General features: G+C 55.2%; 27 protein-coding genes, 1 pseudogene and 1 other annotated feature. Of the genes and pseudogenes, 16 read left to right on the top strand and 12 right to left on the bottom strand.

Going from position 1 to position 24,993, the window contains the following annotated elements:
- Window positions 1–570 precede the first annotated feature (570 nt).
- Window positions 571–1,218 carry a serine protease gene (locus AABB92_RS04445; protein WP_031374559.1) on the top strand — a complete coding sequence of 216 codons (648 nt, stop codon included), beginning with the start codon at window positions 571–573 and terminating at the stop codon, window positions 1,216–1,218.
- A gap of 10 nt (window positions 1,219–1,228) precedes the next feature.
- Here the strand turns inward: AABB92_RS04445 and AABB92_RS04440 are convergent, their stop codons facing one another.
- Window positions 1,229–1,849, bottom strand: a complete 621-nt coding sequence (locus AABB92_RS04440; RefSeq protein ID WP_031374560.1) for an L-threonylcarbamoyladenylate synthase — start codon at window positions 1,847–1,849, stop codon at window positions 1,229–1,231.
- Between the two features lie 12 nt (window positions 1,850–1,861).
- Entirely contained in the window at window positions 1,862–2,746 is an 885-nt protein-coding gene (gene rnm, locus AABB92_RS04435; protein WP_031374561.1) for an RNase RNM, read from the bottom strand.
- 154 nt (window positions 2,747–2,900) lie between these two features.
- Window positions 2,901–3,005 (top strand) — a sequence feature (Trp leader region).
- Between the two features lie 23 nt (window positions 3,006–3,028).
- Between rnm and AABB92_RS04430 the strand changes: the two genes are divergently transcribed.
- From AABB92_RS04430 to AABB92_RS04405, 6 genes and pseudogenes are all read left to right on the top strand, one after another.
- Window positions 3,029–4,591, top strand: a complete 1,563-nt coding sequence (locus AABB92_RS04430; RefSeq protein ID WP_031374562.1) for an anthranilate synthase component 1 — start codon at window positions 3,029–3,031, stop codon at window positions 4,589–4,591.
- A pseudogene (gene trpD, locus AABB92_RS04425) lies at window positions 4,591–6,185 on the top strand (bifunctional anthranilate synthase glutamate amidotransferase component TrpG/anthranilate phosphoribosyltransferase TrpD). The gene AABB92_RS04430 and the pseudogene trpD overlap by 1 nt, the downstream one beginning before the upstream one ends.
- 2 nt (window positions 6,186–6,187) lie before the next feature.
- Window positions 6,188–7,549 carry a bifunctional indole-3-glycerol-phosphate synthase TrpC/phosphoribosylanthranilate isomerase TrpF gene (trpCF, locus tag AABB92_RS04420; protein WP_031374563.1) on the top strand — a complete coding sequence of 454 codons (1,362 nt, stop codon included), beginning with the start codon at window positions 6,188–6,190 and terminating at the stop codon, window positions 7,547–7,549.
- Between the two features lie 45 nt (window positions 7,550–7,594).
- Window positions 7,595–8,785 (top strand): tryptophan synthase subunit beta, encoded by a 1,191-nt coding sequence (gene trpB, locus AABB92_RS04415; protein ID WP_031374564.1) that lies wholly within the window; start codon window positions 7,595–7,597, stop codon window positions 8,783–8,785.
- The gene (gene trpA, locus AABB92_RS04410; protein WP_031374565.1) at window positions 8,785–9,588 is read left to right on the top strand and encodes a tryptophan synthase subunit alpha; all 804 of its coding nucleotides are present in this window, start codon (window positions 8,785–8,787) and stop codon (window positions 9,586–9,588) included. Before trpB ends, trpA begins: the two co-directional genes overlap by 1 nt.
- A gap of 149 nt (window positions 9,589–9,737) precedes the next feature.
- Window positions 9,738–10,052, top strand: coding sequence for a BON domain-containing protein (locus AABB92_RS04405; protein ID WP_031374566.1), 315 nt, complete (start codon window positions 9,738–9,740; stop codon window positions 10,050–10,052).
- A gap of 50 nt (window positions 10,053–10,102) precedes the next feature.
- Here AABB92_RS04405 and ompW read toward each other — a convergent pair whose 3' ends face one another.
- Window positions 10,103–10,735 (bottom strand): outer membrane protein OmpW, encoded by a 633-nt coding sequence (gene ompW / locus AABB92_RS04400; protein ID WP_031374567.1) that lies wholly within the window; start codon window positions 10,733–10,735, stop codon window positions 10,103–10,105.
- Window positions 10,736–10,987: 252 nt separating this feature from the next.
- Here ompW and AABB92_RS04395 point away from each other — a divergent pair, with 252 nt between their 5' ends.
- From AABB92_RS04395 to yciA, 4 genes are read left to right on the top strand one after another with little or no spacing between them, the layout of a single operon-like run.
- Window positions 10,988–11,404, top strand: coding sequence for a YkgJ family cysteine cluster protein (locus AABB92_RS04395; RefSeq protein WP_031374568.1), 417 nt, complete (start codon window positions 10,988–10,990; stop codon window positions 11,402–11,404).
- Window positions 11,405–11,431: 27 nt separating this feature from the next.
- The gene (locus tag AABB92_RS04390; RefSeq protein WP_031374569.1) at window positions 11,432–12,166 is read left to right on the top strand and encodes a YciC family protein; all 735 of its coding nucleotides are present in this window, start codon (window positions 11,432–11,434) and stop codon (window positions 12,164–12,166) included.
- A 57-nt stretch (window positions 12,167–12,223) separates the two neighbouring features.
- Entirely contained in the window at window positions 12,224–12,763 is a 540-nt protein-coding gene (locus AABB92_RS04385) for a septation protein A (protein WP_031374570.1), read from the top strand.
- 59 nt (window positions 12,764–12,822) lie between these two features.
- On the top strand, window positions 12,823–13,245 hold the full coding sequence (gene yciA, locus AABB92_RS04380) for an acyl-CoA thioester hydrolase YciA (protein ID WP_031374571.1): 423 nt from the start codon (window positions 12,823–12,825) through the stop codon (window positions 13,243–13,245).
- Window positions 13,246–13,292: 47 nt separating this feature from the next.
- On the opposite strand, the gene tonB is transcribed toward yciA, so the two are convergent.
- Window positions 13,293–14,048 carry a TonB system transport protein TonB gene (gene tonB / locus AABB92_RS04375; protein WP_046288286.1) on the bottom strand — a complete coding sequence of 252 codons (756 nt, stop codon included), beginning with the start codon at window positions 14,046–14,048 and terminating at the stop codon, window positions 13,293–13,295.
- Window positions 14,049–14,249: 201 nt separating this feature from the next.
- On the opposite strand from tonB, the gene AABB92_RS04370 reads away from it, so the two are divergent.
- Entirely contained in the window at window positions 14,250–14,546 is a 297-nt protein-coding gene (locus tag AABB92_RS04370; protein WP_031374572.1) for a YciI family protein, read from the top strand.
- Between the two features lie 74 nt (window positions 14,547–14,620).
- Window positions 14,621–14,809 carry a hypothetical protein gene (locus AABB92_RS04365; RefSeq protein WP_031374573.1) on the top strand — a complete coding sequence of 63 codons (189 nt, stop codon included), beginning with the start codon at window positions 14,621–14,623 and terminating at the stop codon, window positions 14,807–14,809.
- A gap of 114 nt (window positions 14,810–14,923) precedes the next feature.
- Here AABB92_RS04365 and AABB92_RS04360 read toward each other — a convergent pair whose 3' ends face one another.
- Both AABB92_RS04360 and ycgZ read right to left on the bottom strand, forming a co-directional pair.
- Window positions 14,924–15,403: an anti-virulence regulator CigR family protein gene (locus tag AABB92_RS04360; RefSeq protein ID WP_031374574.1), complete on the bottom strand. Its 480-nt coding sequence runs from the start codon at window positions 15,401–15,403 to the stop codon at window positions 14,924–14,926.
- A gap of 738 nt (window positions 15,404–16,141) precedes the next feature.
- Complete coding sequence (ycgZ, locus tag AABB92_RS04355) at window positions 16,142–16,384, bottom strand: regulatory protein YcgZ (RefSeq protein ID WP_031374575.1); 243 nt, start codon at window positions 16,382–16,384, stop codon at window positions 16,142–16,144.
- 377 nt (window positions 16,385–16,761) lie between these two features.
- Between ycgZ and AABB92_RS04350 the strand changes: the two genes are divergently transcribed.
- Window positions 16,762–17,082: a hypothetical protein gene (locus AABB92_RS04350; RefSeq protein ID WP_031374576.1), complete on the top strand. Its 321-nt coding sequence runs from the start codon at window positions 16,762–16,764 to the stop codon at window positions 17,080–17,082.
- A gap of 90 nt (window positions 17,083–17,172) precedes the next feature.
- Here the strand turns inward: AABB92_RS04350 and AABB92_RS04345 are convergent, their stop codons facing one another.
- A complete protein-coding gene (locus AABB92_RS04345; protein ID WP_089561442.1) occupies window positions 17,173–17,346 on the bottom strand; it encodes a YciY family protein in 174 nt (57 codons plus the stop codon).
- Window positions 17,347–17,504: 158 nt separating this feature from the next.
- Between AABB92_RS04345 and cls the strand changes: the two genes are divergently transcribed.
- The gene (cls, locus tag AABB92_RS04340; protein ID WP_031374577.1) at window positions 17,505–18,965 is read left to right on the top strand and encodes a cardiolipin synthase; all 1,461 of its coding nucleotides are present in this window, start codon (window positions 17,505–17,507) and stop codon (window positions 18,963–18,965) included.
- 46 nt (window positions 18,966–19,011) lie between these two features.
- Window positions 19,012–19,335 carry an HI1450 family dsDNA-mimic protein gene (locus AABB92_RS04335; RefSeq protein ID WP_031374578.1) on the top strand — a complete coding sequence of 108 codons (324 nt, stop codon included), beginning with the start codon at window positions 19,012–19,014 and terminating at the stop codon, window positions 19,333–19,335.
- A gap of 46 nt (window positions 19,336–19,381) precedes the next feature.
- On the opposite strand, the gene oppF is transcribed toward AABB92_RS04335, so the two are convergent.
- The 5 genes from oppF to oppA all read right to left on the bottom strand — a co-directional run bounded on the left by oppF (window position 19,382) and on the right by oppA (window position 24,980).
- Window positions 19,382–20,383, bottom strand: coding sequence for a murein tripeptide/oligopeptide ABC transporter ATP binding protein OppF (gene oppF / locus AABB92_RS04330; RefSeq protein WP_031374579.1), 1,002 nt, complete (start codon window positions 20,381–20,383; stop codon window positions 19,382–19,384).
- The gene (gene oppD / locus AABB92_RS04325; protein WP_046288285.1) at window positions 20,380–21,393 is read right to left on the bottom strand and encodes an ABC transporter ATP-binding protein; all 1,014 of its coding nucleotides are present in this window, start codon (window positions 21,391–21,393) and stop codon (window positions 20,380–20,382) included. Before oppD ends, oppF begins: the two co-directional genes overlap by 4 nt.
- Before the next feature lie 11 nt (window positions 21,394–21,404).
- Window positions 21,405–22,313, bottom strand: a complete 909-nt coding sequence (gene oppC / locus AABB92_RS04320; RefSeq protein WP_031374580.1) for an oligopeptide ABC transporter permease OppC — start codon at window positions 22,311–22,313, stop codon at window positions 21,405–21,407.
- A 14-nt stretch (window positions 22,314–22,327) separates the two neighbouring features.
- Window positions 22,328–23,248, bottom strand: coding sequence for an oligopeptide ABC transporter permease OppB (gene oppB / locus AABB92_RS04315; protein WP_031374581.1), 921 nt, complete (start codon window positions 23,246–23,248; stop codon window positions 22,328–22,330).
- Window positions 23,249–23,339: 91 nt separating this feature from the next.
- Window positions 23,340–24,980, bottom strand: a complete 1,641-nt coding sequence (oppA, locus tag AABB92_RS04310) for an oligopeptide ABC transporter substrate-binding protein OppA (RefSeq protein ID WP_031374582.1) — start codon at window positions 24,978–24,980, stop codon at window positions 23,340–23,342.
- Window positions 24,981–24,993: the final 13 nt, after the last annotated feature.

Below are 24,993 nucleotides of genomic sequence, written 5' to 3'. Positions count from 1 at the left end.
GCGATATAATTAATAAAGATGCTGAATAAAACGCGATTTCCAAAAACTTTATAGTCAGCGGAATTTAAATTTTCTGAACTGTGCCCTCCGCCGAAGCAATCTGTCAGCCGGAAAAATATTCACGGTATCTTACACTTCCGCTGCTTTCATCCTGCCGTATTTCATCTACCTTTACGTTCCAGCCCAGAATAAAGTTCTGATGAGTTGATTTTATCCACCATAAGCCATGTGTTAAATAAAAATTTGTAGCGTAACCCCATCGCAGATTTGTTTATCACCTTATTTTTCAGGATATTTTCTTAATATTAGTTTTAATTAATTGTGCATAACAATGATGGGTGTAAACTCTGACGCTGAAGTACCAATAAACGCAGTGCCCGCAGTTAAAATGGGCGCGCGTAGAAAAATAAAACTTTAAAGATTCATTAACAAAAATAGTGTTTTTACATTAATCCAATAAACCGGCGCATCCGGAGTTGTTGCGTTAATACGGTTCAGTGATGAACCTTGATTGCATGTCAGAAGTCTTCACCAGGGATTTTCACGACATGCCTGAAAAAGAATACCAACATGAGAAACCGCTTTCTGTGCCCAGCGCTTGCCGCGCTGGCGTTGACCGGGTGTTCCGTGGGCCATACCGAGTACAGTCGTACCGCAATGCAGCACGTTGATATGAGCGTGACCGGCATTCCGACGATCCTCGGTCTCGGTACCCTCGGCACCAGTATCCCTCTGACGCCTGAATACAGTCTGACCGCCGCCCACGTCGCGAAAACCGCCGTGCAACGTGTGAAGTCTTATCATCCTTATTGCGATCTGGCGATTATCTACCATAAGAATGATGCCAAAACATTAGCCCAATTCCGCAGTAGCGATATTGGCGATCCGGTTAAAATGTACGGCTACAGTTTTATTTCCGCGCTGCCGGTTGAATCCTCTGGGGTTAATTTAGCCCGCACCACTATTCGTAATGGCTGGAATAAAAGTCCCTGCATGGCAATGGCATCTAATGCTGGCGTAGTGCAGGGAATGTCGGGCGGCGGAGTGTATAACAGCGATGAAACGCTGGGTGGCGTTATTGTTGGCTATTCTGACGCAATTAAAAATGGCCGTAATGGAAAAGTGATTCTGAAAGACGTTTCACTTTATATTCCCTACGGCCAGTTTAAGAACTGGTTGCAGGCAAATCTGGCGCAGACACCGACACGCGGTGCCTGATCCGCTCTGGTTACAGGAACGGGCGGGTATCGCCCACGCCTTCGCGCACAATTTCCGGCGAATCGGTGGTCAAATCGACCACCGTGGTCGGCTGTTGCCCCAGCGTCCCGCCGTCAATAATCAGATCAACCAGCTTACCAATGCTGTGCTGGATCTCTTCCGGATCGGACTCGGTGAAGTCGTTACCCGGCAGGATCAGCGAGGTCGACATCATCGGCTGATTCAGCGCCTCCAGCAGTGCCAGCGCCACCGGATTAGACGGCACGCGCAGCCCGATGGTTTTCCGCTTGTCATTCATCAGACGACGCGGAACCTCTTTGGTCGCCTTGAGAATAAAAGTGTAGTTACCCGGGGTGTTATTTTTCAGCAAACGAAAGGCTGAATTTCCTACCTGAGAATAGACGGATAGCTCAGAGAGATCCCGACACATCAGGGTGAAGTTATGGTGCCCATCCAGCTGACGAATGCGGCAGATACGCTCCATCGCGCCCTTCTCTTCCAGCCGGCAGCCCAGCGCATAGCCGGAATCGGTCGGATAGACGATCACGCTGCCTTTATTAAGGTAATCCACCGCCTGGTTAATCAGACGGGGTTGCGGGTTATCCGGGTGGATGTGAAACAATTGACTCATAGAAACCTCGTGTCACCTTTCCGTGCCTGAATCGCCGGGAGCCAGTTCCGGGAAGCGTTCCCATACCGGCTCAACCGCCGCGGGCAGCCACAGTTTGCGGCCCAGTTCAATCCACGGGCAGGGTTGATGAAAATCAGAACCTTGTGATGCGGCCAGCGCATTGTCTCTGGCGTATTGCGCCAGCTGCGTGCGCTCATTCGGCGCCTGCTGGCACTGTGCAACCTCCATGGCATCACCGCCGACTTCGCGGAAATGGGCCACCAGCCGCTTTAGCCACTTCGCTGATAAGCCGTAGCGTCCGGGATGCGCCAGCACCGCGCAACCGCCAGAATGATGAATCGCATCAATAGCTTGTTCAATTGTACACCATTGTGGCGGGACGTAGCCGGTTTTGCCACGCGCCAGATAATTTTTGAATACCTGCGCCATATTATCCGCCTTGCCCTGCTCCATCAGGAAGCGGGCAAAGTGGCCCCGGGTGATCACTCCGCCATCGGCCAGCCGCATCGCACCCGCCAGCGCACCCGGGATACGGGCTTTCTCCAGCCGCTCGGCGATCTGTTCCGCCCGCGCCTGCCGACAGGCATGCTGTCCGGCGAGAAAACTGACCAGGGTCGGATGGCGGATATCGATATTTAATCCCACGATATGAATTTCATGGTTTTCCCACAGGGTGGAAACCTCAACGCCCGCCAGCACTTTGATCGGCAAAGCCTGATCGATAGCCGTTTGCCGGGCTTCATCCACGCCAGCGACGCTATCGTGATCGGTAATCGCCAGTACGCCTACGCGCATCTCAACCGCACGCTGTACCAGCGCGGCCGGCGTCAGAAAGCCATCCGAGGCCCGCGTGTGGCTGTGTAAATCATAAACCGGGAAACGGGCGATATCGCTCAAGAGAACTCCTGCTGGAAACTAAACCGGCCAGCATGATAACGATTTTAGCCGCCGGTGAAAAAGTGTATTGACATTTCCGCCCTGAACCCGTTAACTAGTACACAAGTTCACACGTAACGGGTATTCAATCATGGCTGTTGTAATCACGCATTTTAACGGTTGGTGGCGCGATGTTCCCGAACACGGGCGACGTGGTCGTGCACATCTTGCGTAAACGCTGTGCAGATACCTGAGCCCGCCACCGAGCGGGCTTTTTTTTGAGCGAAATTCAGAGAAATCATCATGCCAAATGCGAAACCTACAGTGAAGTTGATTACCGGCAACGCACCTTATCGCGAAGATCCGGCCGCAGTGTTTCATCAGTTATGCGGCGCACGCCCGGCAACCCTGCTGCTTGAATCTGCCGATATCGACAGCAAAAAGAACCTCAAAAGCCTGCTGATTGTCGACAGCGCACTGCGTATCAGCGCGCTGGATAATCGGGTGACCATTCAGGCGCTGTCAGAAAATGGCCGCGCGCTGCTGCCGCTGCTGGACGCGGCTTTGCCCGGCTCCGTCGATAATCAGGTGCGTCCCGATGGCCGCGAGCTGACTTTCCCGCAGAGCAGCGGCCCGCAGGATGAAGATTCACGTCTGCAGGCGCTGTCGGTGTTTGACGCGCTGCGTCTGATTCCCCAGTTGGTCAATTCGCCAGCCGATGAGCGTGAAGCCGTGCTGTTAGGCGGCCTGTTTGCTTACGATCTGGTGGCGGGCTTCGAAACCCTGCCGCCGCTGGAGAATCAGCAGCGCTGCCCGGACTACTGTTTTTATCTGGCGGAAACGCTGCTGGTGATCGATCACCAGACCCGCAGCGCGCGGCTGCAGGCCAGCCTGTTCTGCCCGTCGACCAATGAATTCCAGCGTCTGCAACGCCGGATTGAGCAACTGCATGGCCAGATGCTGCAGCCGGCTCCGGCGCTGCCGGTTCAGACGGTTGAGCAGATGACGCTGACCACCAGCCAGAGCGATGAAGAATATTGCGAGGTGGTGCGCACCATGCAGCAGGCGATTCGCATCGGCGAAATCTTCCAGGTGGTGCCTTCACGGCGTTTTTCACTGCCATGCCCTTCGCCGCTGGCCGCCTACGACACGCTGAAAAACAGCAATCCCAGCCCGTATATGTTTTTTATGCAGGACCAGGATTTCGCGCTGTTTGGTGCCTCACCAGAAAGTTCGCTGAAGTATGACGCCAGCTCACGTCAGATTGAGATCTACCCGATTGCTGGCACCCGTCCACGCGGTCGTAAAGCGGACGGTTCGCTGGACCGCGATCTGGACAGCCGGATCGAACTGGAGATGCGCACTGATCATAAAGAGCTGGCGGAGCATCTGATGCTGGTCGATCTGGCGCGTAACGATCTGGCACGTATCTGCGTGCCGGGCAGCCGCTACGTCGCCGATCTGACCAAGGTTGATCGCTACTCGTTTGTGATGCATCTGGTGTCTCGCGTAGTCGGCACCCTGCGCGCCGATCTTGATGTGCTGCACGCCTATCGCGCCTGCATGAACATGGGCACCCTGAGCGGAGCACCGAAAGTACGCGCCATGCAGCTAATCGCCGGAGCGGAAGGTACCCGCCGCGGCAGCTACGGCGGTGCGGTCGGCTATTTCACCGCCAATGGCGATCTGGATACCTGCATCGTCATCCGCTCTGCTTATGTTGAAGACGGGGTAGCAACCGTTCAGGCGGGTGCCGGTGTGGTACTGGACTCGAATCCGCAGGCGGAAGCCGATGAGAGCCGCAATAAAGCCCGCGCCGTGCTGCGCGCCATTGCAACCGCACATCACTGCAAGGAGATCTTCTGATGGCCGATATTCTGCTGCTCGATAACATCGACTCATTTACCTATAACCTGGTCGACCAACTGCGGACCTTTGGTCACAACGTGGTGATCTACCGCAACAACCTGCCGGCGGCGCTGTTAATTGAACACCTGCAGCAGATGGAAAATCCGGTGCTGATGCTGTCGCCAGGTCCGGGCGCGCCGAAAGAGGCTGGCTGCATGCCTGAACTGCTGCGGACGCTGCGCGGCCGTTTACCGATTATCGGGATCTGCCTCGGCCATCAGGCAATTGTTGAAGAATATGGCGGTCATGTCGGTCAGGCTGGCGAGATCCTGCACGGGAAAGCCTCCGCGGTGGTTCACGATGGCGAGGCGATGTTTGCCGGCCTGAGCAACCCGCTGCCGGTGGCACGCTATCACTCACTGGTCGGCAGTAATACGCCGGATGAACTCACCGTCAATGCCAGCTACAACGGCATGGTGATGGCGGTTCGCCACGAAACTGACCGGGTATGCGGATTCCAGTTCCATCCTGAATCCATCCTGACTACTCAGGGCGCGCGACTGCTTGAGCAGACGCTGGCCTGGGCGCTGGCGAAGTAACAGGGAGAATGACTATGCAACAGACACTGGAAAAACTTTACCAGGCGCAGACGCTGAATCAGGCTGAGAGTCATCAGCTGTTCAGCGCGATTATTACCGGTCAGCTGGAGCCGACTCAACTGGCGGCAGCCCTGATTGCGATGAAAGTCCGGGGCGAAACGCCAGAAGAGATCGCCGGTGCGGCAACCGCGCTGCTGGAAGATGCCAAACCCTTCCCGCGCCCCGACTACGCTTTTGCCGATATCGTCGGAACCGGCGGTGACGGCAGCAACAGCATTAATATTTCAACCGCCAGTGCGTTTGTCGCGGCGACCTGCGGCCTGAAAGTGGCGAAGCACGGCAACCGCAGCGTCTCCAGCAAGTCCGGTTCATCCGATCTGCTGGCGGCGTTTGGCATCAATCTGGATATGCCGGCTCAGCAAGCACGCCAGGCGCTGGACGATCTCAACGTCTGCTTCCTGTTTGCACCGCAGTATCACACCGGATTTCGCCACGCGATGCCGGTGCGCCAGCAGCTCAAAACGCGGACGCTGTTTAACGTCCTGGGCCCGCTGATTAACCCGGCACGTCCACCGCTGGCGGTGATTGGCGTTTACAGCCCGGAGCTGGTGATGCCGATTGCGCAGACCCTGAAAGTGCTGGGCTATCAGCGTGCAGCGGTGGTGCATGGCGGCGGGATGGATGAAGTGGCGCTGCACGACGTGACCCATGTGGCGGAGCTGCGTGACGGGGAAATCACCCGCTATCAGCTGTCGCCGGAAGACTTCGGTTTTGGCTTCCATCCTAAGGAAGCGCTGGCTGGCGGCACGCCGGAAGAAAATCGTGACATTCTCACGGCTTTACTCCAGGGTAATGGCCAGCAGGCCCATGAGGAAGCGGTCGCCGTCAATGTGGCGATGCTGCTTAAAGTATTCGGTCATGAAGATCTGCGTGAAAATGCACAGCGTGCGCTCAACGCTATCCGCAGTGGACAGGCTTACGAGCGCGTGGTCGCTCTGGCAGCAAGAGGATAACCATGCAAGGTACCGTGTTAGAAAAAATTGTGCAGGACAAAGCGATTTGGGTTGAAGCGCGTCAGCAGCAGCAGCCTCTTTCTACCTTTCAGAACAGCATTGAGCCTGCCAGCCGTCATTTTTATGATGCGCTCCAGGGTGCGCGAACCGCGTTTATCCTCGAGTGTAAAAAAGCGTCGCCCTCTAAAGGGATTATCCGCGCCGATTTTGATCCGGCCGCGATTGCCGGTGTTTACCGGCACTACGCTTCGGCAGTGTCGGTGCTGACCGATGAAAAATACTTTCAGGGCGACTTCGCTTTTCTGCCGATCGTCAGCGCCGCTATCACCCAGCCGGTGCTGTGCAAAGACTTTATCATCGACCCGTATCAGATCTATCTGGCGCGTTACTATCAGGCAGACGCCATTCTGCTGATGCTGTCAGTGCTGGATGATGAGCAGTATCGTCAGCTGGCCGCCGTCGCCCACAGCCTGAAAATGGGCATCCTGACCGAAGTCAGTAATGAGCAGGAGCTGGAGCGCGCCATTGCGCTGCAGGCCAAAGTGGTCGGGATTAATAACCGCGATCTGCGCGATCTGTCGATCGATCTTAACCGCACCCGCCAGTTGGCCCCGCGCCTGTCGCACGGCGTCACGGTAATCAGCGAATCGGGCATCAACAGCTACGCAGATATTCGTGAGCTCAGCCACTTTGCCAATGGCTTCCTGATCGGTTCCGCCCTGATGGAAGAACCCGACCTGACCGCGGCGGTGCGCCGGGTGACGCTGGGTGCCAATAAAGTCTGTGGCCTGACCCGCGCGGAAGACGCGCGTGCCGCCTATGAAGCCGGTGCCCTCTACGGCGGCCTGATTTTTGCTGAAGGTTCGCCGCGTCACATCGAAACTGAGGCCGCCCGTACGGTGATCAACGCCGCGCCATTGCGCTACGTTGGCGTGTTCCGCAATAACGCCATTAGTGACGTTGTCACCAAAGCCACCGCGCTTTCGCTGGCCGCCGTCCAGCTGCACGGCAATGAAGACCCGGATTTCGTCAGCGAACTGCGCGCGGCCCTGCCCGCCAGCATTGAGATCTGGAAAGCGCTGCGCGTTGAAGGTGCCTTACCGGCGCGCAACTGGCCGCACATTGATCGTTACGTGTTTGATAATGGCGACGGCGGAACCGGTCAGCGCTTTGACTGGTCACTGTTACAGGGCCAGACGCTGAACGACGTGTTGCTGGCCGGTGGCCTGAGCGCGGATAACTGTGTTGAAGCGGCGCAGCTGGGCTGTGCCGGTCTCGATTTCAACTCAGGGGTGGAAAGCGCGCCCGGTATCAAAGATGCCCGTAAAATCGCGGCGGTGTTCCAGACACTGCGCGCCTACTGATTTGCCTGGCCTGCTCTACGGCGGGCCCGAAAAAGGAAGCTAAAAATGACGTTACTCAACCCCTACTTTGGCGAATTTGGCGGAATGTATGTTCCGCAGATCCTGATGCCAGCGCTGCGCCAGCTGGAAGAGGCGTTTGTCGACGCGCAGAAAGATCCTGAGTTTCAGGCGGAATTCATGGACCTGCTGAAGAACTATGCCGGCCGTCCTACCGCCCTGACGCTGTGTAAGAACCTGACGAAAGGCAGCAAAACCCGGCTCTACCTGAAGCGCGAAGATCTGCTGCACGGCGGCGCGCACAAAACGAACCAGGTGCTGGGCCAGGCGCTGCTTGCCAAACGTATGGGCAAGAATGAAATCATCGCAGAAACCGGTGCCGGCCAGCACGGTGTCGCCTCCGCGCTGGCCTGCGCGCTGCTGGGAATGAAGTGCCGCATCTATATGGGGGCTAAAGACGTTGAGCGTCAGTCTCCTAACGTATTCCGTATGCGTCTGATGGGTGCTGAAGTGATCCCGGTACACAGTGGTTCAGCCACGCTGAAGGATGCCTGTAATGAGGCGCTGCGCGACTGGTCAGGCAGCTATGAAACCGCTCACTATATGCTGGGTACCGCCGCTGGCCCGCATCCATTCCCGACCATCGTACGTGAGTTCCAGCGGATGATCGGTGAAGAGACCAAAAAGCAGATTCTGGAAAAAGAGGGTCGCCTGCCGGACGCCATTATCGCCTGCGTCGGCGGAGGATCTAACGCCATCGGCATGTTCGCGGACTTTATTGATGAAAGCAGCGTTAAGCTGATTGGCGTTGAGCCAGCGGGACACGGCATTGAAACCGGTGAGCATGGCGCGCCGCTGAAGCATGGCCGCGTTGGTATCTACTTCGGTATGAAAGCCCCGATGATGCAGACCGAAGAGGGTCAGATTGAAGAGTCTTACTCGATCTCTGCTGGCCTCGATTTCCCGTCAGTCGGACCGCAGCATGCGCATCTGAACAGCATTGGCCGCGCCGAGTATGTTTCGATTACTGATAACGAAGCACTGGCAGCCTTCAAACAACTGTGCCGCGCTGAAGGTATTATTCCGGCACTGGAATCATCACATGCACTGGCGTACGCCCTGAAGATGATTCAGGCCGAGCCGGACAAAGAGCAACTGGTGGTGGTTAACCTTTCTGGCCGGGGCGATAAAGATATTTTCACCGTTCACGACATTCTGACTGCGCAGGGAGAAATCTGATGGAACGTTACGATCAACTGTTTAAACGTCTCTCTGCCCGTAACGAAGGCGCTTTTGTCCCTTTTGTGACGCTGGGTGATCCATCGCCGGAACTTTCATTACAGGTGATTGACGCTCTGGTGGAAGGCGGCGCCGATGCGCTGGAGTTAGGTATCCCCTTCTCCGATCCGCTGGCCGACGGCCCGACCATTCAGAACGCGACGCTGCGCGCCTTTGCGGCGGGCACCAACATCAGCCAGTGCTTTGAGATGCTGGCGACCATCCGGCGTAAATACCCGGATTTGCCGATCGGTTTACTGATGTATGCCAATCTGGTGTTCACCAACGGCGTGGATGCGTTTTACGCGCGTTGCGCCGAAGCCGGTGTCGATTCAGTGCTGGTGGCAGATGTGCCGGTGGAAGAGTCAGCACCGTTCCGTCAGGCGGCGCTGCGTCACGGTATCGCGCCGATTTTCATCTGCCCGCCAAATGCCAGTGATACCCTGCTGCGGGAGATTGCCTCACACGGACGCGGTTATACCTACCTGCTCTCCCGTGCCGGCGTTACCGGCGCTGAAAACCGTGCCAGCCTGCCGCTGCAGCATCTGATTGAAAAGCTACGTGAATACAACGCAGCCCCGCCGCTGCAGGGATTCGGTATTTCTGAAGCGTCGCAGGTGAAGGAAGCAATCGCCGCCGGTGCCGCCGGCGCTATCTCTGGCTCCGCCATTGTGCGAATCATTGAAAAAAATCACGCCGAACCGGACGTGATGCTGCGCGAACTGAAAAACTTCGTCAGCAGCCTCAAAGCCGCCAGCCGTTAATTCTGTCAGCATGCCTTATCAGGTGATAAGGCATGATTTCTTTCCATTTTTTACATCCCGCCATTTGCCCTTTTTGCAAAATCTGCACCACAATGTCAGAGCGCCGTTACGGTAACGTCGCATCTAATTTGTGACAGGGAGAGAAAGCAATGAAATTATTTAAACTGCTGGCGGGTGCGTTGATGGCGGGTGTGGTTGCGCTGACACTGAGCGCCTGTGCGCCAACCGCGACTAAAGAAGGAACCGGTGGCTATATCGACGACACAGTGGTGACCACCAAAGTGAAAGGTGAACTGCTGAAAGATGACTCGCTGAAATCGACTGAAATCAACGTAGAAACCTTTAAAGGTAAAGTTCAGCTGAGCGGTTTTGTCTCATCACCACAGATGGCTAATCGCGCGGTGCAGGTTACGCGCAGCGTGCCAGGCGTGAAATCCGTTGTGAACAATATGCAGATCAAGTAATCGCTGCTCTGCTTAGCAAAAAGGCCGCTTAAACAGCGGCCTTTTTCTCATCAGAAGCGGTAACCCGCGCCGAAGAAGAAAACCCAGGGATCGATGCGCATATTGATGTTCTGCTGCTCGCCTGCTGCCTTGAACTTCACTTCAGTATCAATATCCATGTACCACACTGACGCATTCAGCATCCAGTCGCGGTTAATCTGGTAATCCAGACCGACCTGTCCCGCTACGCCCCAGGAATCTTTTACGCTCAGATCGCTGAGACCTGCATCACGGCCGGTCTGGTTGAAGTCAGCGTCGTAAAAGGTGGTGTAGTTGATACCGACCCCGATATACGGGCGCGCTTTGCTTTTGCTGTCAAAGAAATAGTATTGCGCCATCAGCGTTGGCGGCAGCTGACGTACCGTTGCCAGCGTGCCGGTTGGACCCAGCCCCACTTTGTGCCGGAACGGCGTGGCGGCCAGCAGTTCAACCCCGATATTATCCGTCGCCATATAGGTAAAGGTCAGGCCAAGCTGGGTATCGTTACTGGCGCTGAACTCGCCCATGCCGAGCACGTTGTCGGAACCTTCCGTCGGCCGTACCGTGGCGCTGCCTGCGCGCATAAAAAAATCGCCCGCCTCATGAGCCATCGCCAGTTGGGGTAAAGCCAGAGCCAGTAACATTGCGCATTTTGCCAGTTTCATCGTCACTCCTTTGCTAAAGGGAAAAACACTCAGGTCATCAATTTTTTGTTAGCAAAGATTTAACGTGATTTACATAAAATTGCACTCCGGCCGGCTGAAATAATTTAATTAAAAAACAATGGGTTGATGTAGATCAATTTTGGCCGGTGCTGGCGCTAAGAAATACCCCTTGCCGAAATATTTTGCCCGGCTTATTTTGCTGATCCAGATTGTTGATTTTGGTTCGATGCCTCAGGAGTGGCGGGTGATCAAATGAGCGAAACTTCAAATCCTTGTGTCAGCTGTGGCGCCTGCTGCGCCCATTTCCGTGTCTCTTTCTACTGGGCTGAAGCCGATGATGCTGGCGGTCCGGTGCCGACTGAATTAACCGAGCCGCTAAGCCTGCTGATGCGCAATATGCGCGGCACTAACGATCGCGCACCCCGCTGTGTTGCCCTGCAGGGCGAGATTGGCGGCTGTGTCTCGTGTGGAATTTATGAACAACGCCCGACGCCCTGTCGGGAGTTTGCGATGTCGGGTGAAGAAGGCATCGCCAATGAAGCCTGCGATCGCGCCCGCGCCCGTTACGGTCTTCCCGCCCTTTTTCACCCATCTTTACCTGTAATGACAGAAAGTTATGCCGCGGCGGGTGCCCGCGAGCTGCCAGAACATGTACAATCGCCGGGTTAATTAACCCGGTTCCTCCAAGGAGTGTACATGTCTATCACGGCAAGCTCGTTATACCGTGACACTGGAAATTTTGCCCGCCATCAGCTGGTTACTTTACTGTTGATGTCGCTGTTGACCGCTTTCATCACCGTAATGCTGGTACATGTGCTGACCCCAGGCGCCGATCAGATGGCGATCCTGCAGCAGGGCGACGACAGTGCCAGTTCATTATTTGAGATGGTGCAGAATATGTCACCTGAACAGCAGCAGGTGTTGCTGCGCGCCTCTGCGGCGGGCACCTTCGCGGCGCTGGTGGGCAATACGCTGTTGCTCGGCGGGATGTTGTGTCTGATACCGATGGTCTCTTCTGGCCAGCGGGTCAGTGCGCTGCGTGCCATTGGTACGGCAGCACCGTTACTGCCGAAGCTGTTACTGCTGACCTTCCTGATTACGCTGGTAGCGCAGCTCGGCTTTATGATTCTGGTGGTGCCCGGTATTCTGCTGACTATTCTGCTGTCACTGGCGCCGGTGATGCTGGCTAGCGAGAAGATCGGCGTGTTCGCTGCGATGCGCGCCAGCATGCGGATGGCCTGGAAGAACGTGAAACTGATCGCGCCAGCCATTATTCTCTGGCTGCTGGCGAAAGTAGTGGTGATGCTGTTTTTCTCCTCGCTAACCGTCCTGCCGATGAATGTCTCCTCGGTGATTTTTACCGCTGCAGGTAATCTGGTTTCGGCCATGTTAATTATCTATCTGTACCGGCTGTATATGCTGTTACGTTGATGGCTGATGCGCCTTCGGGCGCATCCGTCCCCCACTTCAGCTCTGACTGGAATGACTATGAAGCAGTTACTCGACTTTCTCCCTTTGGTGGTGTTTTTCATCTTCTACAAGCTGTACGACATCTTTGTTGCCTCTGGCGCGTTGATTGTCGCAACCGGTCTGGCCTTAGTCGTCAGCTGGGTGCTCTACCGTAAACTGGAAAAGATGACGATTTTCACCTTTGTGCTGGTGGCGGTATTTGGCACGCTGACGCTGGTATTCCACAACGATGAGTTCATTAAGTGGAAAGTGACGGTGATTTACAGCCTGTTTGCCGTGGCGCTGCTCTACAGCCAGTGGTTTATGAAACAAACGCTGATCCAGAGCATGCTGGGCAAAGAGTTACAGCTGCCGGACCCGGTCTGGCGTCGGCTGAACACCGCATGGGCGATCTTTTTCCTGATCTGCGGCCTGGTAAATATCTATGTTGCCTTTTGGTTATCCCAGGCATTCTGGGTTAACTTTAAGGTGTTTGGTCTGACTGGTCTCACCTTACTGTTTACCCTGATCAGCGGGCTCTATATCTGGCGACAGATGCCGCAACAACAACAAAAATAATCACTCTGCCCGCTATGCCGGGCATTTTTTTAGCGATCACCTGCAGAAGAATGAAAGCAATGGGCGAAAAACATAAGTTGCCGCAAGGCGAAATGGTGTTACGTACGTTAGCCATGCCAGCAGACACCAACGCCAACGGCGATATTTTTGGCGGCTGGCTGATGTCTCAGATGGATATGGGCGGTGCGATCCTGGCCAAAGAAATTGCCGAAGGCCGGGTGGTTACGGTGCGGGTTGATGGCATGTCATTTATGAAACCGGTGGCGGTGGGCGATGTGGTCAGTTGTCATGCACGCTGCATCCGTACCGGCAACAGTTCGATGACCATCAATGTCGAAGTGTGGATCAAGAAGGTGTCGTCAGAGCCGATTGGGCAGACGTACTGTGCCACCGAAGCGGTATTTATCTACGTCGCGGTCGACAATGACGGTAATTCACGTCCGCTGCCTGCCGGACGGGCCAATCAGCAACCCAGCGATTAACCGGTCGCCTGGCGGTCAGGCAAGCTTGTTACCTGACCGCCAGCTTTCTATTCGATACTGGCTCCGCCACTGATCTTAAACACAATGTTCATGGTCAGGCCCTGCCCCGGACGCCCACTCTGGTAACGCCACTGCTTCATCGCCTGTTTAACTGAGCGTTCAAACATATTACGCGGCTCAGCGGAAAGTATCTGGATGTTATCCACCCGCCCTTCGCTGTCGACATCAAATTTGACTCTCACCCGGCCTTCTACACGTAGCGCCAGTGCACGCGGTGGATAGCCTGGCTTGCTGACGCTCAGTGCTTTCGGCCCATTAGAGACCGTCTGACTCGGTGCTGGCGTCGACTTCGGCGCGGCGGTCGGCTTGTTCTGAGTAGCGGGCGCCTCCTGCTTAAACGGATTAGCCTGCGGCTTGCTCTCCTGACGCGGTTTGACTTCGCGTTTAGGCTGCTCACGCTTATGTTCCGGCTTCGGTTTAGGTTTGGGCTTCGGTTCCGGCTTAGGAATCGGCACCGGCTCGGCCTTTGGGGGTTCCGGGGCCGGCTGAGGTTCTGGTACTGGTTCAGGTTCCGGCTGCGGTTCAGGCTGTGGGGCAGGCGGCTCAACCACTGCCGGCGCCGGCTCAGGCTGAATTTCAGGGGCGACCATGGTTACGCTGATAGGCTGCGACGCTTTAGGGACTTCGAGCACCTGATGGAATGAGGCATAAAGAATGCCGGCAATTACGGCACCATGTAAAGCAACAGACAATAACATGGAGACAGGCGTGCGTTTTGGTAATGGCATAGTCAGCGTGGTCATAACAGTCGCAGTCATTGAATGAAGAGCCGATTTTAAATGCAAATAGCAATCAGTTTCAATAACTCCCGCCATCCGGCCGAAAGAAAAGCGCTTTTTAGCCCTTTATGCTGAGCATTGCAGTGGTCAGAGGTTTCATTTGCACTCTGATCGGCAATCCCTTAACGTGTTGCGAAATTCTGAAGAGTTAATGGGAGCTCCCAAGTGCTTTACGTCATTTATGCAGAAGACAACGCAGATTCACTGGAAAAACGTAACGCGGTGCGCCCTGCTCATCTGGCTCGCCTGAAACTACTGCATGAAGAAGGACGCCTGATCATTGCGGGTCCGATGCCTGCTGTCGACAGCAACGATCCGGGCGTGGCGGGCTTCACCGGTTCTACCGTGATTGCCGAGTTCCCGTCATTAGAAGCAGCGCAGTCGTGGGCAGAAGATGACCCCTATATTGCCGCTGGCGTCTATAAACAGGTCGCCGTGAAACCGTTTAAACGCGTTTTCTGATCGCGCGGACCAGGTAAAAAAATGGCTTCGGTGCGGCGCACAGAAGCCATTTTTGTTTTTCGGATGAAGCAACAATGCAAATGATGATTCTGGCGCTGCTGGTGCCGATCGTGGCGCTGATTGGGACCGCGCTCTATTTATGGCGGGTCCACGGCTGGCGTAAGAATAAACCGCTGATTGTGATGTGCGTTGTGCTGGCAGCGGCGCTGCAGTTGGTGAACGTAACCCTGCTGCTGACTGCGCAGGCGCGACTGGCCGGTTAAACCCTTTGCCGGCCGAATTCAAAATAAATAACTGCACCCTGCCCGGTTGGGTGTCCAGCTTTTGGGGCGCAGTTCAGTCCGGCAGTTTTTTTCGATTCGTGTCGCCCGCTTAGCTTAATCGAAGACGTTATTGATGATCGCCGTCACCACCGCAGTACTGAGCGCAATCAGCACCAGGTTATCCCCGACAATTTTCCATTGATAACCAGGATAATCCGGCAGGTTGTCCAGCATTGAAGGCGGCACCGATCGTTTGGCGATCCCGGGCGGCAAAGGTTTACCCCGCGCAAGATTTTTCGCAATACCCGGTGGCAGCGATGAATAACCGGTCAGCCCATACTGTCTGGCCAGATCGCGTGCGAACGCATAGCTGATCTCTGACTCGGCCCGGTGAGGATCGCCGCCCTTGTTCTTTTTGCTCTTAGACGAATGATCTTTGCCGTTTTTGCCTTCGCCTTTGCCACCATGATCGGCGGAATGTCCATGACCATTGCCGTTACCATTGCCGTTACCCGGATTGGCCAGTAACGCGGGCGAGGTGAACAGTAGACAGCAGGCTAAGGCGATAACGCCACGGTTTGATTTCTTCTTCATCGACTGACTCCCAAAGGTATTTCTTATCAATTTATCGCCGGATCTGAAAAACAGCAATCCGAGGTGCTGTTAAAAACTGCATGCACCGCTCCCCGATCCGCAGTGATTCTTACCGGTTTAGCGCAGCGTAAATTTTCACGCCTGCTGACAGGCGTCTGAACAATCCGCTGGCGTAGTGTGTCCCACCCAGCAACACTTAGCATCGCTAAACAATAACCGCAGCGACAAGTGTCAGGAAGAGTTAATTTTCAGCGGATTAATTAAGAAAGCTGGCATCACCACCGCATACTGGTCGGTAAAAATGTAAATTTTTTTGACCAATCAGCCAGCCTGTTCTTGACTGAAAGGACCGTTAAACACAACAGGAGAGGCCGTCATGACCGAATTGCTGCATATCATGTCTGTCAGCGCGATTGTTGCGGGCATCTATTTACTGGATTGATCATGAGCGGATTGACGTGGGGAAAAACAAAAGCCCTGCCGGTCTGGCAGGGCTTCGATCTTCCGTGAGAGATGAATGATTGGACAACGAAAAACGATCACGAAAGATGGCTAATTTCTACAAAAACGCTGACGCCTTGTCAATATGTTCCACCCGCTTGCGCGGTATCTGAAGCCTGGCTTGCTCGCCAGACATCAGAAGGTGGCAGGCTGCATTTTCCCTGGCAATTGCTGCGATGCAGAGTGCGGTAGCGCGCGGGCAACGCCAGCTATAGCGCACATGCACTCACCAGCGAATTAATTACGATCCAGCAGTAAGCCAATCAGCGCATGGTAATGCTGTTCTTCTTCCGCACTGGTGACATCCTGCAAGCGGCTAATCAATCGGGTACAGATCGCCTTACGATTGAGACTGCGTCCGGAACGCATAATCTCGGTTACCACTGAACCCAGAATCGCCTGCTGCGACGGCAGAGCGGCACTGTTGAGATAGGCAGAAATATCAGCAATGGAGGCCGGAATTCGTACGTTGGTTTGCATGGTTAACCCTCATAGAGTTCGTTTAATTTTTACAACCGATGCAGTAAAGCTATACAACCCAAGGATGGTTGTACAGGTATTTACGCTGTTATTTGCATTGAAACAGCAATCAAAGAAATAAATGGCCATCAAACAGTCACTTGCGTGATTGTAAAGTTGTACAGAATTAACCGTAATCGCCGCGAGAGGCTTCGCCAGCCCGCCATTAGCGCCTGACGGGACTCGCGTGAGACGTCGCCGACAGTGATAAAAGCGCGTGCTGAAAGATTTTTTTTTAGCCTGAACAGGAATTATTGCGCATCGCTGTCTACATTTATGACTTCTTTATTACACTCTGACACGCAGAATGGACGCTACAGCACAGTCGCAGGCTCAATATGCATAAAACTTATAATATTCAGGGCGCCTCAACTTTCTTCGATCAGCTGTTATACCGGGTGCAGGGAATTGCCGATCCGAAAACAGAAGTGCTGAGCGGCTACCCGGCAAACTGCTCTGCCTGGTTAACCATTTATTACCATCGCAAAACAGATAAGTGGTCTTTTGAATGGTATGACCGCGCCGGTTACCGACGTCCGATGGGCGTGGGCAGCCCAACCGATTGCCTGATGTGTGAAGTGAAGGATCGCGGCGCGTCGCAACAGGAGCATCTGCAGGCGCGCCACTTTCTGGCGGAGATGGGCTTTTTCGAAGCCTGAGCCGGCATCGGACTGGCGGGAAGGTGCCGGGGATTCTCCCCAGCCGGCTGCCCGGTTGCCCGCCTGAACCGTCAGCACCGGCGACGGCGATTACAACTGTTGCGTAATAAACAGAATGGAGCGACGCTGCTGCTGCGCCAGCTGATGGCGAATACTGTGGATACGCTTATAACGGCGTGACTGCCCTTCCAGCCAGCGTGAACGGCGGCGGTGCACCTGACGTAACATTCTCCAGCGCGCCACTTCATTTCTGCTTCGTCTCATCACTTCCTCTCTGACATCGAATTCACGCGCACGTATTATAAAGATCTTATCGCCAATGCCAAATCGGATCTGAACAGATGGCTCAGGTCAGGGGGTTTCGCTGACCCGCAACAGCACGTAAACTTGCCAGACGAAAGCGCGAACGGGATGTCCACTTAATGACCACTTTTTACACCCTGATCAGTTGGATGCTGCTGTTTGGCTACTGGCTGCTGATCGCCGGTGTCACCCTGCGAATACTGATGAAGCGCCGCGCCGTCACCTCGGCGATGGCCTGGCTACTGATTATCTATATTCTGCCGCTGGTGGGTATTATCGCCTACCTCTCCTTTGGCGAACTGCACCTGGGTAAACGGCGTGCCGAACGCGCTCGCACCATGTGGCCCTCGACGGCCCGCTGGCTGAACGATCTGAAGCAGTGCCGTGAAATCTTTGCCACCGAACACAGCGACGTTGCGCGCTCGCTGTTCGAGCTTTGTCATCACCGTCAGGGCATTGCTGGCGTCAAAGGCAACCAGCTGCAACTGCTCACCAGCTCGGATGATGTGATGCAGGCGCTGATCCGTGACATCCAGCTGGCGCGTCACAATATCGAAATGGTGTTCTATATCTGGCACCCTGGCGGTCTGGCAGATGAAGTGGCGGAGTCGCTGATGGCGGCGTCACGTCGCGGCGTACATTGCCGTTTGCTGCTCGACTCGGCTGGCAGCGTCACCTTTTTCCGCAGTCCGTGGGTGGGCATGATGCGCAATGCCGGCATCGATGTGGTGGAAGCTTTACAGGTCAGCCTGCTGCGCGTATTCCTGCGCCGGATGGATCTGCGTCAGCACCGCAAAATTGTGTTAATCGATAACTATATTGCCTACACCGGCAGCATGAATCTGGTGGATCCGCGCTTCTTCAAGCAGAACGCGGGCGTCGGGCAGTGGATCGATCTGATGGCGCGGATGGAAGGCCCGGTGGCCACCGCAATGGGGATTGTCTTCAGCTGCGACTGGGAGATTGAAACCGGTAAACGGATCCTGCCGCCACCGCCCGACCGCAATATCATGCCGTTTGAGCAGGAGAGCGGGCACACGGTGCAGGTTATCGCCTCAGGTCCCGGCTTCCCGGAGGATATGATCCATCAGGCGCTGCTGACGGCGGTCTATTCCGCTCGCGAACAGCTGATCATGACCACGCCCTACTTCGTGCCAAGCGACGATCTGCTGCATGCCATCTGCACCGCGGCGCAGCGCGGCGTGAATGTCAGCATTATTGTCCCTCGGCATAACGATTCCCTGCTGGTGGGCTGGGCCAGCCGGGCGTTCTTCAGTGAACTACTGGAGGCGGGCGTTAAAATTTATCAGTTTGAAGATGGTCTGCTGCATACCAAAAGCGTTCTGGTTGATGGACAGCTCAGCCTGGTCGGCACGGTAAATCTTGATATGCGCAGCCTGTGGCTCAATTTTGAGATTACACTGGTGGTAGACGATGCCGGATTTGGCAGCGATCTGTCCTGCGTGCAGGATGACTATATTGCCCGCTCACGCCTGCTGGACGGTAAGCGCTGGTCAAAACGTGCCTGGTGGCAACGCATCGTCGAACGACTGTTTTACTTCTTTAGCCCTTTACTGTAAAACGAGCCAAATTGTGTAAACGCCCGCAGGGCAGACAGGACAGACCATGGATTTAAATAATCGCCTTACTGAAGACGAAACGCTGGAACAGGCTTACGATATTTTTCTTGAGCTGGCAGGCGATAATCTCGATCCGGCAGACATCATCCTTTTTAATCTGCAGTTCGAAGAACGTGGCGGCGCTGAGCTGTTCGATCCTTCTGATGACTGGCAGGAACATGTTGATTTCGATCTGAATCCTGACTTTTTCGCGGAAGTGGTGATTGGACTGGGTGAAGCGGATGGTGAACCGATTACCGACGTCTTTGCACGCGTACTGCTGTGCCGTGAAAAAGACCACAAGCTGTGTCATATCCTGTGGCGTGAATAGCCGTCGCAGCGATATAAAACGCCGGGCCACTGCCCGGCGTTTTGCATTATAACGGGTCGACCTTGAGGCAGGAGACCGCGTGGCGGAAACTGCCTTCCAGCAGCGGCCGGGTTTTAGCGCACTCCGGTCCGGCAATCGGGCAGCGGGTGCGAAACACGCAGCCTGACGGCGGATTGATCGGAGACGGCAACTCCCCTTCCAGCAGCTGAATCTGCTTGTTCTTTTCCAGATCCGGATCGGGAATCGGCACCGCTGACATCAGCGCTTTGGTGTAAGGATGCTGCGGATTGCTGTAGACCTCGCTGTAGGTGCCGAGTTCGACCGCATGACCGAGATACATCACCAGCACCCGATCGGAGATGTGTTTCACTACCGCCAGATCGTGCGCGATAAAGATCAGCGACAGCCCCATTTCGCGCTGCAACTGCTGCAGCAGATTCACCACCTGCGCCTGGATCGATACGTCGAGAGCTGATACCGGCTCATCACAGATAATCAGCTTAGGCTCGAGGATCAGCGCACGCGCGATACCGATACGCTGGCACTGGCCGCCGGAAAACTCATGCGGATAGCGGTTGATCAGGTTCGGTAGCAGACCGACCTTCATCATCATATTTTTGACGCGATCTTTGACTTCCTGACGCGCCATTTTCGGATGATAGGTGCGCAACGGCTCTGCAATGATATCGCCGATGGTCATACGCGGATTGAGCGAAGCCAGCGGGTCCTGGAAGATCATCTGGATGTCACTGCGCGCCTTGCGCCACTCCTCTTCGCTCTGCCCCAGCAGATCGCGTCCCAGCCACGCCACCCGACCGTCGGTGGCTTTAACCAGGCCGATAATCGCCCGCGCCAGCGTCGATTTACCGCAGCCCGATTCACCGACCACGCCCAGCGTCTCCCCTTCGTACAGGCGCAGGCTGACGCCATCCACCGCTTTCAGGGTCTTTGACGGCTGCCAGAACCACTGCTTGCCATCTTTGATATCAAAATGCACCTTGAGGTCGGCGATTTCCAGTAACACTCTTTTTTCGACTATGGCGCTCATATTAATTCCTCCACCGGCTTAAAGCAGGCACGTAAACGCCCATCCCCGAACGGTTCCAGCGGCGGCGCTTTGGCACAGATATCCATCGCATGTGGACAACGCGGCTGGAACGGGCAGCCCGGCGGCAGACGCAGCAGGTTAGGCGGATTGCCGGGAATGGTGGTCAGACTCTCGCCTTCAGCATCCAGACGCGGCACCGCATTCAGCAGGCCGATTGAATACGGGTGCGCCGGCTGATAGAAAACGTCACGAGCGCGGCCATATTCCATGGTACGTCCGGCGTACATCACCAGCACTTTGTCGCAGATCCCGGCGACGACGCCGAGATCGTGAGTGATCATGATAATGGCGGTGTTGAACTCGCGTTTGAGATCGTTGAGCAGCGTCATAATCTGCGCCTGCACCGTCACGTCGAGCGCCGTGGTCGGCTCATCAGCAATCAGCAGTTTTGGCCGGCACAGCAGCGCCATGGCAATCATCACACGCTGACGCATCCCGCCGGAGAACTCATGCGGATACATTCTCATCCGCTTGCGTGCCTCTGGCATTTTCACCGCGTCCAGCATTCTGACCGACTCTTCGAAGGCCTGGGCGCTGTTCATGCCCTTGTGCAGCTTCAGCACTTCCATTAACTGCTCACCGACCCGCATGTAGGGGTTGAGCGAGGTCATCGGGTCCTGGAAGATCATGGCAATCTGCTCGGCGCGCAGCCGGTTAAGCTGGTGCTCGGGCAGGTTGAGGATCTCCTTGCCGTTGAACAGCGCCGAGCCGCCGATACGGCCGTTTTTAGCCAGCAGCCCCATCAGGGCGAAGGCGGTCTGTGATTTGCCGGAACCGGATTCGCCGACAATACCCAGCGTCTCACCGGCGCGCAGCGAAAAGTTAAGATCGTTGACGGCGGTCACATCGCCGTCGTGAGTGCCGAAGGTGACGCGCAAATCCTTCACCTGCAGTAACTGTTCGCTTCCCGCGCGGGCCGCCATTGCTGGCTGGAATTCATGAATGGTCATCGGGAAACTCCTTAACGATCTTTCGGGTCGAGGGCATCACGCAGGCCATCGCCGATAAAGTTGAAACAGAACAGCGTTACCACCAGAAAGCCCGCCGGATAGAGCAGCAACCACGGCGACACTTCCATTGAGTTAGCCCCATCGCTGAGCAACGCGCCCCAGCTGCTGAGCGGTTCCTGCGTTCCCAGCCCAAGGAAGCTCAGGAAGGATTCAAACAGAATCATGCTGGGTACCAGCAACGAGGCGTAAACCACCACCACGCCCAGCACGTTCGGCACGATGTGGCGCACCACGATTTTCCAGGTGGAGACGCCGCCAACGTGGGCGGCTTCAATAAACTCTTTGCGCTTCAGGCTCAGGGTTTGTCCACGCACGATACGCGCCATATCCAGCCACGACACCATGCCGATGGCGGCAAAGATCAGCAGGATATTACGGCCAAAGAAGGTCACCAGCAGAATGACGAAGAACATAAACGGAAAAGAGTTGAGGATTTCCAGAATACGCATCATCACCGAGTCGGTTTTGCCGCCGAGGTAACCGGCAACGGAACCGTACAGGGTCCCCACGATTACCGCGATCAAGGCGGATGCCACACCCACCATCAGTGAAATCCGGCCGCCAATTGCCACCCTCACCAGCAGATCGCGTCCCGACGAGTCGGTACCAAACCAGTGGCCGGAGGTGGTATCCGGTGGAGAGGACATCATGCCCCAGTCGGTATCGTCATAGGTGAACTGCGACAGCATCGGCGCAACGATCACAAACAGCGTAATCAGCAGCAGTACCAGCAGGCTGATTGAAGCCGCGCGGTTATGAATAAAACGACGGCGGGCGTCCTGCCACAGACTGCGCCCTTCCACTTCCAGCTTCTCACTGAACGCATCCAGAGCTTCGCTGTTTTTCTTACTTAACATCATGGCGAACTCCGCAATCAGTAACGAATTTTCGGATCGATAACGGCATACAGCACGTCAACAATCGCGTTAAACAGAATGGTTAACAAACCCACCAGAATGGTCAGGCTCATTACCAGCGAGTAGTCACGGTTCAGTGCGCCGTTAACAAACAGCTGACCGATGCCCGGCAGGCCGTAGATCGACTCAATCACCATTGAGCCGGTGATGATGCCGACAAAGGCCGGCCCCATATAGGAGATTACCGGCAGCAGCGCCGGCTTCAGCGCGTGGCGCAGCACGATGCGGCGCAGCGGCAGCCCTTTGGCACGGGCGGTACGGATAAAGTTGGAGTGCATTACTTCAATCATCGATCCGCGGGTGATACGTGCGATGCTGGCGATATAGGCCAGCGAGAGCGCCACCATCGGCAGCAGCATGTAGTTCCACTGTCCGCCATTCCAGCCACCGCCGGGTAGCCATTTCAGCGTGATGGCAAACACCAGAACCAGCAACGGTGCCACCACGAAACTCGGAATCACCACGCCGGTCATTGCCACCCCCATCACCGCGAAATCCCACAGACTGTTCTGTTTAAGCGCGGCGATGACCCCGGCAGCAACGCCCAGTACCACCGCCAGCACGAAGGCAGCCAGACCGAGTTTGGCTGAAACCGGGAACGCATGGCCAACCAGATAGTTAACCGAATAATCTTTATATTTAAATGAGGGGCCGAAATCGCCGTGCGCCAGCTGCACCAGGTAATCGACATACTGCTTACCAATCGGATCGTTGAGGTGATATTTCGCCTCAATGTTGGCCATGACTTCCGGCGCCAGGGTGCGCTCACCGGTAAAGGGACTGCCGGGTGCCAGTCGCATCATAAAGAAGGAGATGGTAATCAGGACGAACAGCGTCGGGAGCGCTTCAAGCAAGCGACGCAGGATGAATTTTAACATTGCCGTACCTACCAGGCTGTTGCTTCACAACAAATAAATAAAACGTAAAGGCGGCGCAGACGCGCCGCCGCTGTCGATAGCCTGTGTGCTATTAGTGTTTAATGATGTAGAAGTTCTTATCCTGCGATTTATCCAGCGGATCTTTGCCGGTGTAACCGCCGACGTACGGTTTCACCAGACGCGCGTTAACGTAGTAGTAGACCGGAACGATGGTGCTGTCTTTATCCAGAATCTGCTCGGCACGCTGGTAGTCGGCGGCACGGGCTTTGTCATCCGGCGCTTTGATTGCATCACGCAGTACCTGATCGAATGCCTCGCTCTTATAGTGCGAGGTGTTACTGCTGCTGTTCGACAGCATGATGTTCAGGAAAGACGTCGGTTCGTTATAGTCAGCACACCAGGCGGCACGCGAAACGTCGAAGTTGCCCTGATGACGCGTATCAAGGAAGGTTTTCCACTCCTGGTTTTCCAGCTTGATGTTCACCCCGATATTTTTCTTCCAGATCGATGAGGCGGCAATAGCCAGCTTCTTGTGCAGGTCGGAAGTGTTATACAGCAGGTTAAAAGTCAGCGGTTTATCGGCGGTATAACCGGCTTCAGCCAGCAATTTCTTCGCCTCTTCATTACGTTTTTCCTGCGTCCATTTGAACCAGTCTGGCGGCAGAATCTCCATACCGTCGGTTGATGGCGGCGTGAAGCTGTAGGCTGGCATCTGACCCTGGGCCAGCACTTTGTTTACCATAATGTCGCGATCCAGGCCGAGCTTCAGCGCGGCGCGCACGCGGGGATCGGTGAATGGCGCTTTCTGGTTATTGATTTCGTAGTAATAGGTGCAGAGATAGGGATCAACGTGCAGTTCTTTGCCGTTATCGCGCTGCAGCTTTTTGAACAGCTCAATCGGCATGTTGTTGTAGGTCATGTCGCTGCCGTTCTCAGAGAAATAACGGTTAACGTCACTGACTTCTGAATTGATCGGCAGGAAGGTCACTTTGTTCAGGATGGTGTTGGCGTTATCCCAGTACTGCGGGTTACGCACCAGCGTGATACGTTCGTTGATCACGTGCGCATCCAGTTTAAACGCGCCGTTACCGACCCAGTTCTGTGGCTGAGTCCACTGATCGCCGAACTTCTCAATCGCAGGCTTATATACCGGCGACATCACGGAGTTGATCATCAGCTTGTCGAAATAAGGAACCGGCTCGCTCAGCGTCACTTCCAGCGTATGGTCATCAATCGCCTTCACGCCCAGATCGCTGGTCGGTCTTTTGCCCGCGATGATCTCATCAACATTCAGGATATGGCCATACTGCGGATAGCTGGCGTAAGGTGAAGCGGTTTTCGGATCCACCAGACGCTGCCAGCTGTAGACGAAGTCCTGTGCGGTGACCGGCTCGCCGTTCGACCATTTGGCATTCTTACGTAAGTGGAAAGTCCACACTTTGAAATCTTTGTTTTCGTAACTTTCCGCTACGCCCGGCACCGGGTGGCCATTGCTGTCACTGACCAGCAGACCTTCGTAGAGATCGCGCGCCACGTTATCTTCCGGCACGCCTTCAATTTTGTGCGGATCGAGCGACTGTACTTCATCGCCATTACCGCGTACCAGTTCCTGTTTTGCTGCCAGCTCAACGCCAGCTGGCACTGTAGCCGCCAGAACTGCATTCCCTGCCAGGGCACTGACTGCAGCAAACACGCCCGCTGCAATCAGGCTTTTCTTCGTGATGTTGTTCATTATTACACTCCAG

It is taken from the genome of Pantoea brenneri (genome assembly GCF_038594305.1).
Taxonomy (GTDB): domain Bacteria; phylum Pseudomonadota; class Gammaproteobacteria; order Enterobacterales; family Enterobacteriaceae; genus Pantoea; species Pantoea brenneri.
Note: the sequence above shows the minus strand (reverse complement) of the source record. Positions and strands in the feature narration are given on the sequence as shown.

Bases quoted from the DNA above. Each gene is read 5' to 3' on its own strand.
- AABB92_RS04445 (WP_031374559.1), top strand. From the start codon at position 571: ATGAGAAACCGCTTTCTGTGCCCAGCGCTTGCCGCGCTGGCGTTGACC.
- AABB92_RS04440 (WP_031374560.1), bottom strand. From the start codon at position 1,849: ATGAGTCAATTGTTTCACATCCACCCGGATAACCCGCAACCCCGTCTG.
- AABB92_RS04430 (WP_031374562.1), top strand. From the start codon at position 3,029: ATGCCAAATGCGAAACCTACAGTGAAGTTGATTACCGGCAACGCACCT.
- trpCF (WP_031374563.1), top strand. From the start codon at position 6,188: ATGCAAGGTACCGTGTTAGAAAAAATTGTGCAGGACAAAGCGATTTGG.
- trpB (WP_031374564.1), top strand. From the start codon at position 7,595: ATGACGTTACTCAACCCCTACTTTGGCGAATTTGGCGGAATGTATGTT.
- trpA (WP_031374565.1), top strand. From the start codon at position 8,785: ATGGAACGTTACGATCAACTGTTTAAACGTCTCTCTGCCCGTAACGAA.
- AABB92_RS04405 (WP_031374566.1), top strand. From the start codon at position 9,738: ATGAAATTATTTAAACTGCTGGCGGGTGCGTTGATGGCGGGTGTGGTT.
- ompW (WP_031374567.1), bottom strand. From the start codon at position 10,735: ATGAAACTGGCAAAATGCGCAATGTTACTGGCTCTGGCTTTACCCCAA.
- AABB92_RS04395 (WP_031374568.1), top strand. From the start codon at position 10,988: ATGAGCGAAACTTCAAATCCTTGTGTCAGCTGTGGCGCCTGCTGCGCC.
- AABB92_RS04390 (WP_031374569.1), top strand. From the start codon at position 11,432: ATGTCTATCACGGCAAGCTCGTTATACCGTGACACTGGAAATTTTGCC.
- AABB92_RS04385 (WP_031374570.1), top strand. From the start codon at position 12,224: ATGAAGCAGTTACTCGACTTTCTCCCTTTGGTGGTGTTTTTCATCTTC.
- yciA (WP_031374571.1), top strand. From the start codon at position 12,823: ATGGGCGAAAAACATAAGTTGCCGCAAGGCGAAATGGTGTTACGTACG.
- tonB (WP_046288286.1), bottom strand. From the start codon at position 14,048: ATGACCACGCTGACTATGCCATTACCAAAACGCACGCCTGTCTCCATG.
- AABB92_RS04365 (WP_031374573.1), top strand. From the start codon at position 14,621: ATGCAAATGATGATTCTGGCGCTGCTGGTGCCGATCGTGGCGCTGATT.
- AABB92_RS04360 (WP_031374574.1), bottom strand. From the start codon at position 15,403: ATGAAGAAGAAATCAAACCGTGGCGTTATCGCCTTAGCCTGCTGTCTA.
- ycgZ (WP_031374575.1), bottom strand. From the start codon at position 16,384: ATGCAAACCAACGTACGAATTCCGGCCTCCATTGCTGATATTTCTGCC.
- AABB92_RS04350 (WP_031374576.1), top strand. From the start codon at position 16,762: ATGCATAAAACTTATAATATTCAGGGCGCCTCAACTTTCTTCGATCAG.
- AABB92_RS04345 (WP_089561442.1), bottom strand. From the start codon at position 17,346: ATGAGACGAAGCAGAAATGAAGTGGCGCGCTGGAGAATGTTACGTCAG.
- cls (WP_031374577.1), top strand. From the start codon at position 17,505: ATGACCACTTTTTACACCCTGATCAGTTGGATGCTGCTGTTTGGCTAC.
- AABB92_RS04335 (WP_031374578.1), top strand. From the start codon at position 19,012: ATGGATTTAAATAATCGCCTTACTGAAGACGAAACGCTGGAACAGGCT.
- oppF (WP_031374579.1), bottom strand. From the start codon at position 20,383: ATGAGCGCCATAGTCGAAAAAAGAGTGTTACTGGAAATCGCCGACCTC.
- oppD (WP_046288285.1), bottom strand. From the start codon at position 21,393: ATGACCATTCATGAATTCCAGCCAGCAATGGCGGCCCGCGCGGGAAGC.
- oppC (WP_031374580.1), bottom strand. From the start codon at position 22,313: ATGATGTTAAGTAAGAAAAACAGCGAAGCTCTGGATGCGTTCAGTGAG.
- oppB (WP_031374581.1), bottom strand. From the start codon at position 23,248: ATGTTAAAATTCATCCTGCGTCGCTTGCTTGAAGCGCTCCCGACGCTG.
- oppA (WP_031374582.1), bottom strand. From the start codon at position 24,980: ATGAACAACATCACGAAGAAAAGCCTGATTGCAGCGGGCGTGTTTGCT.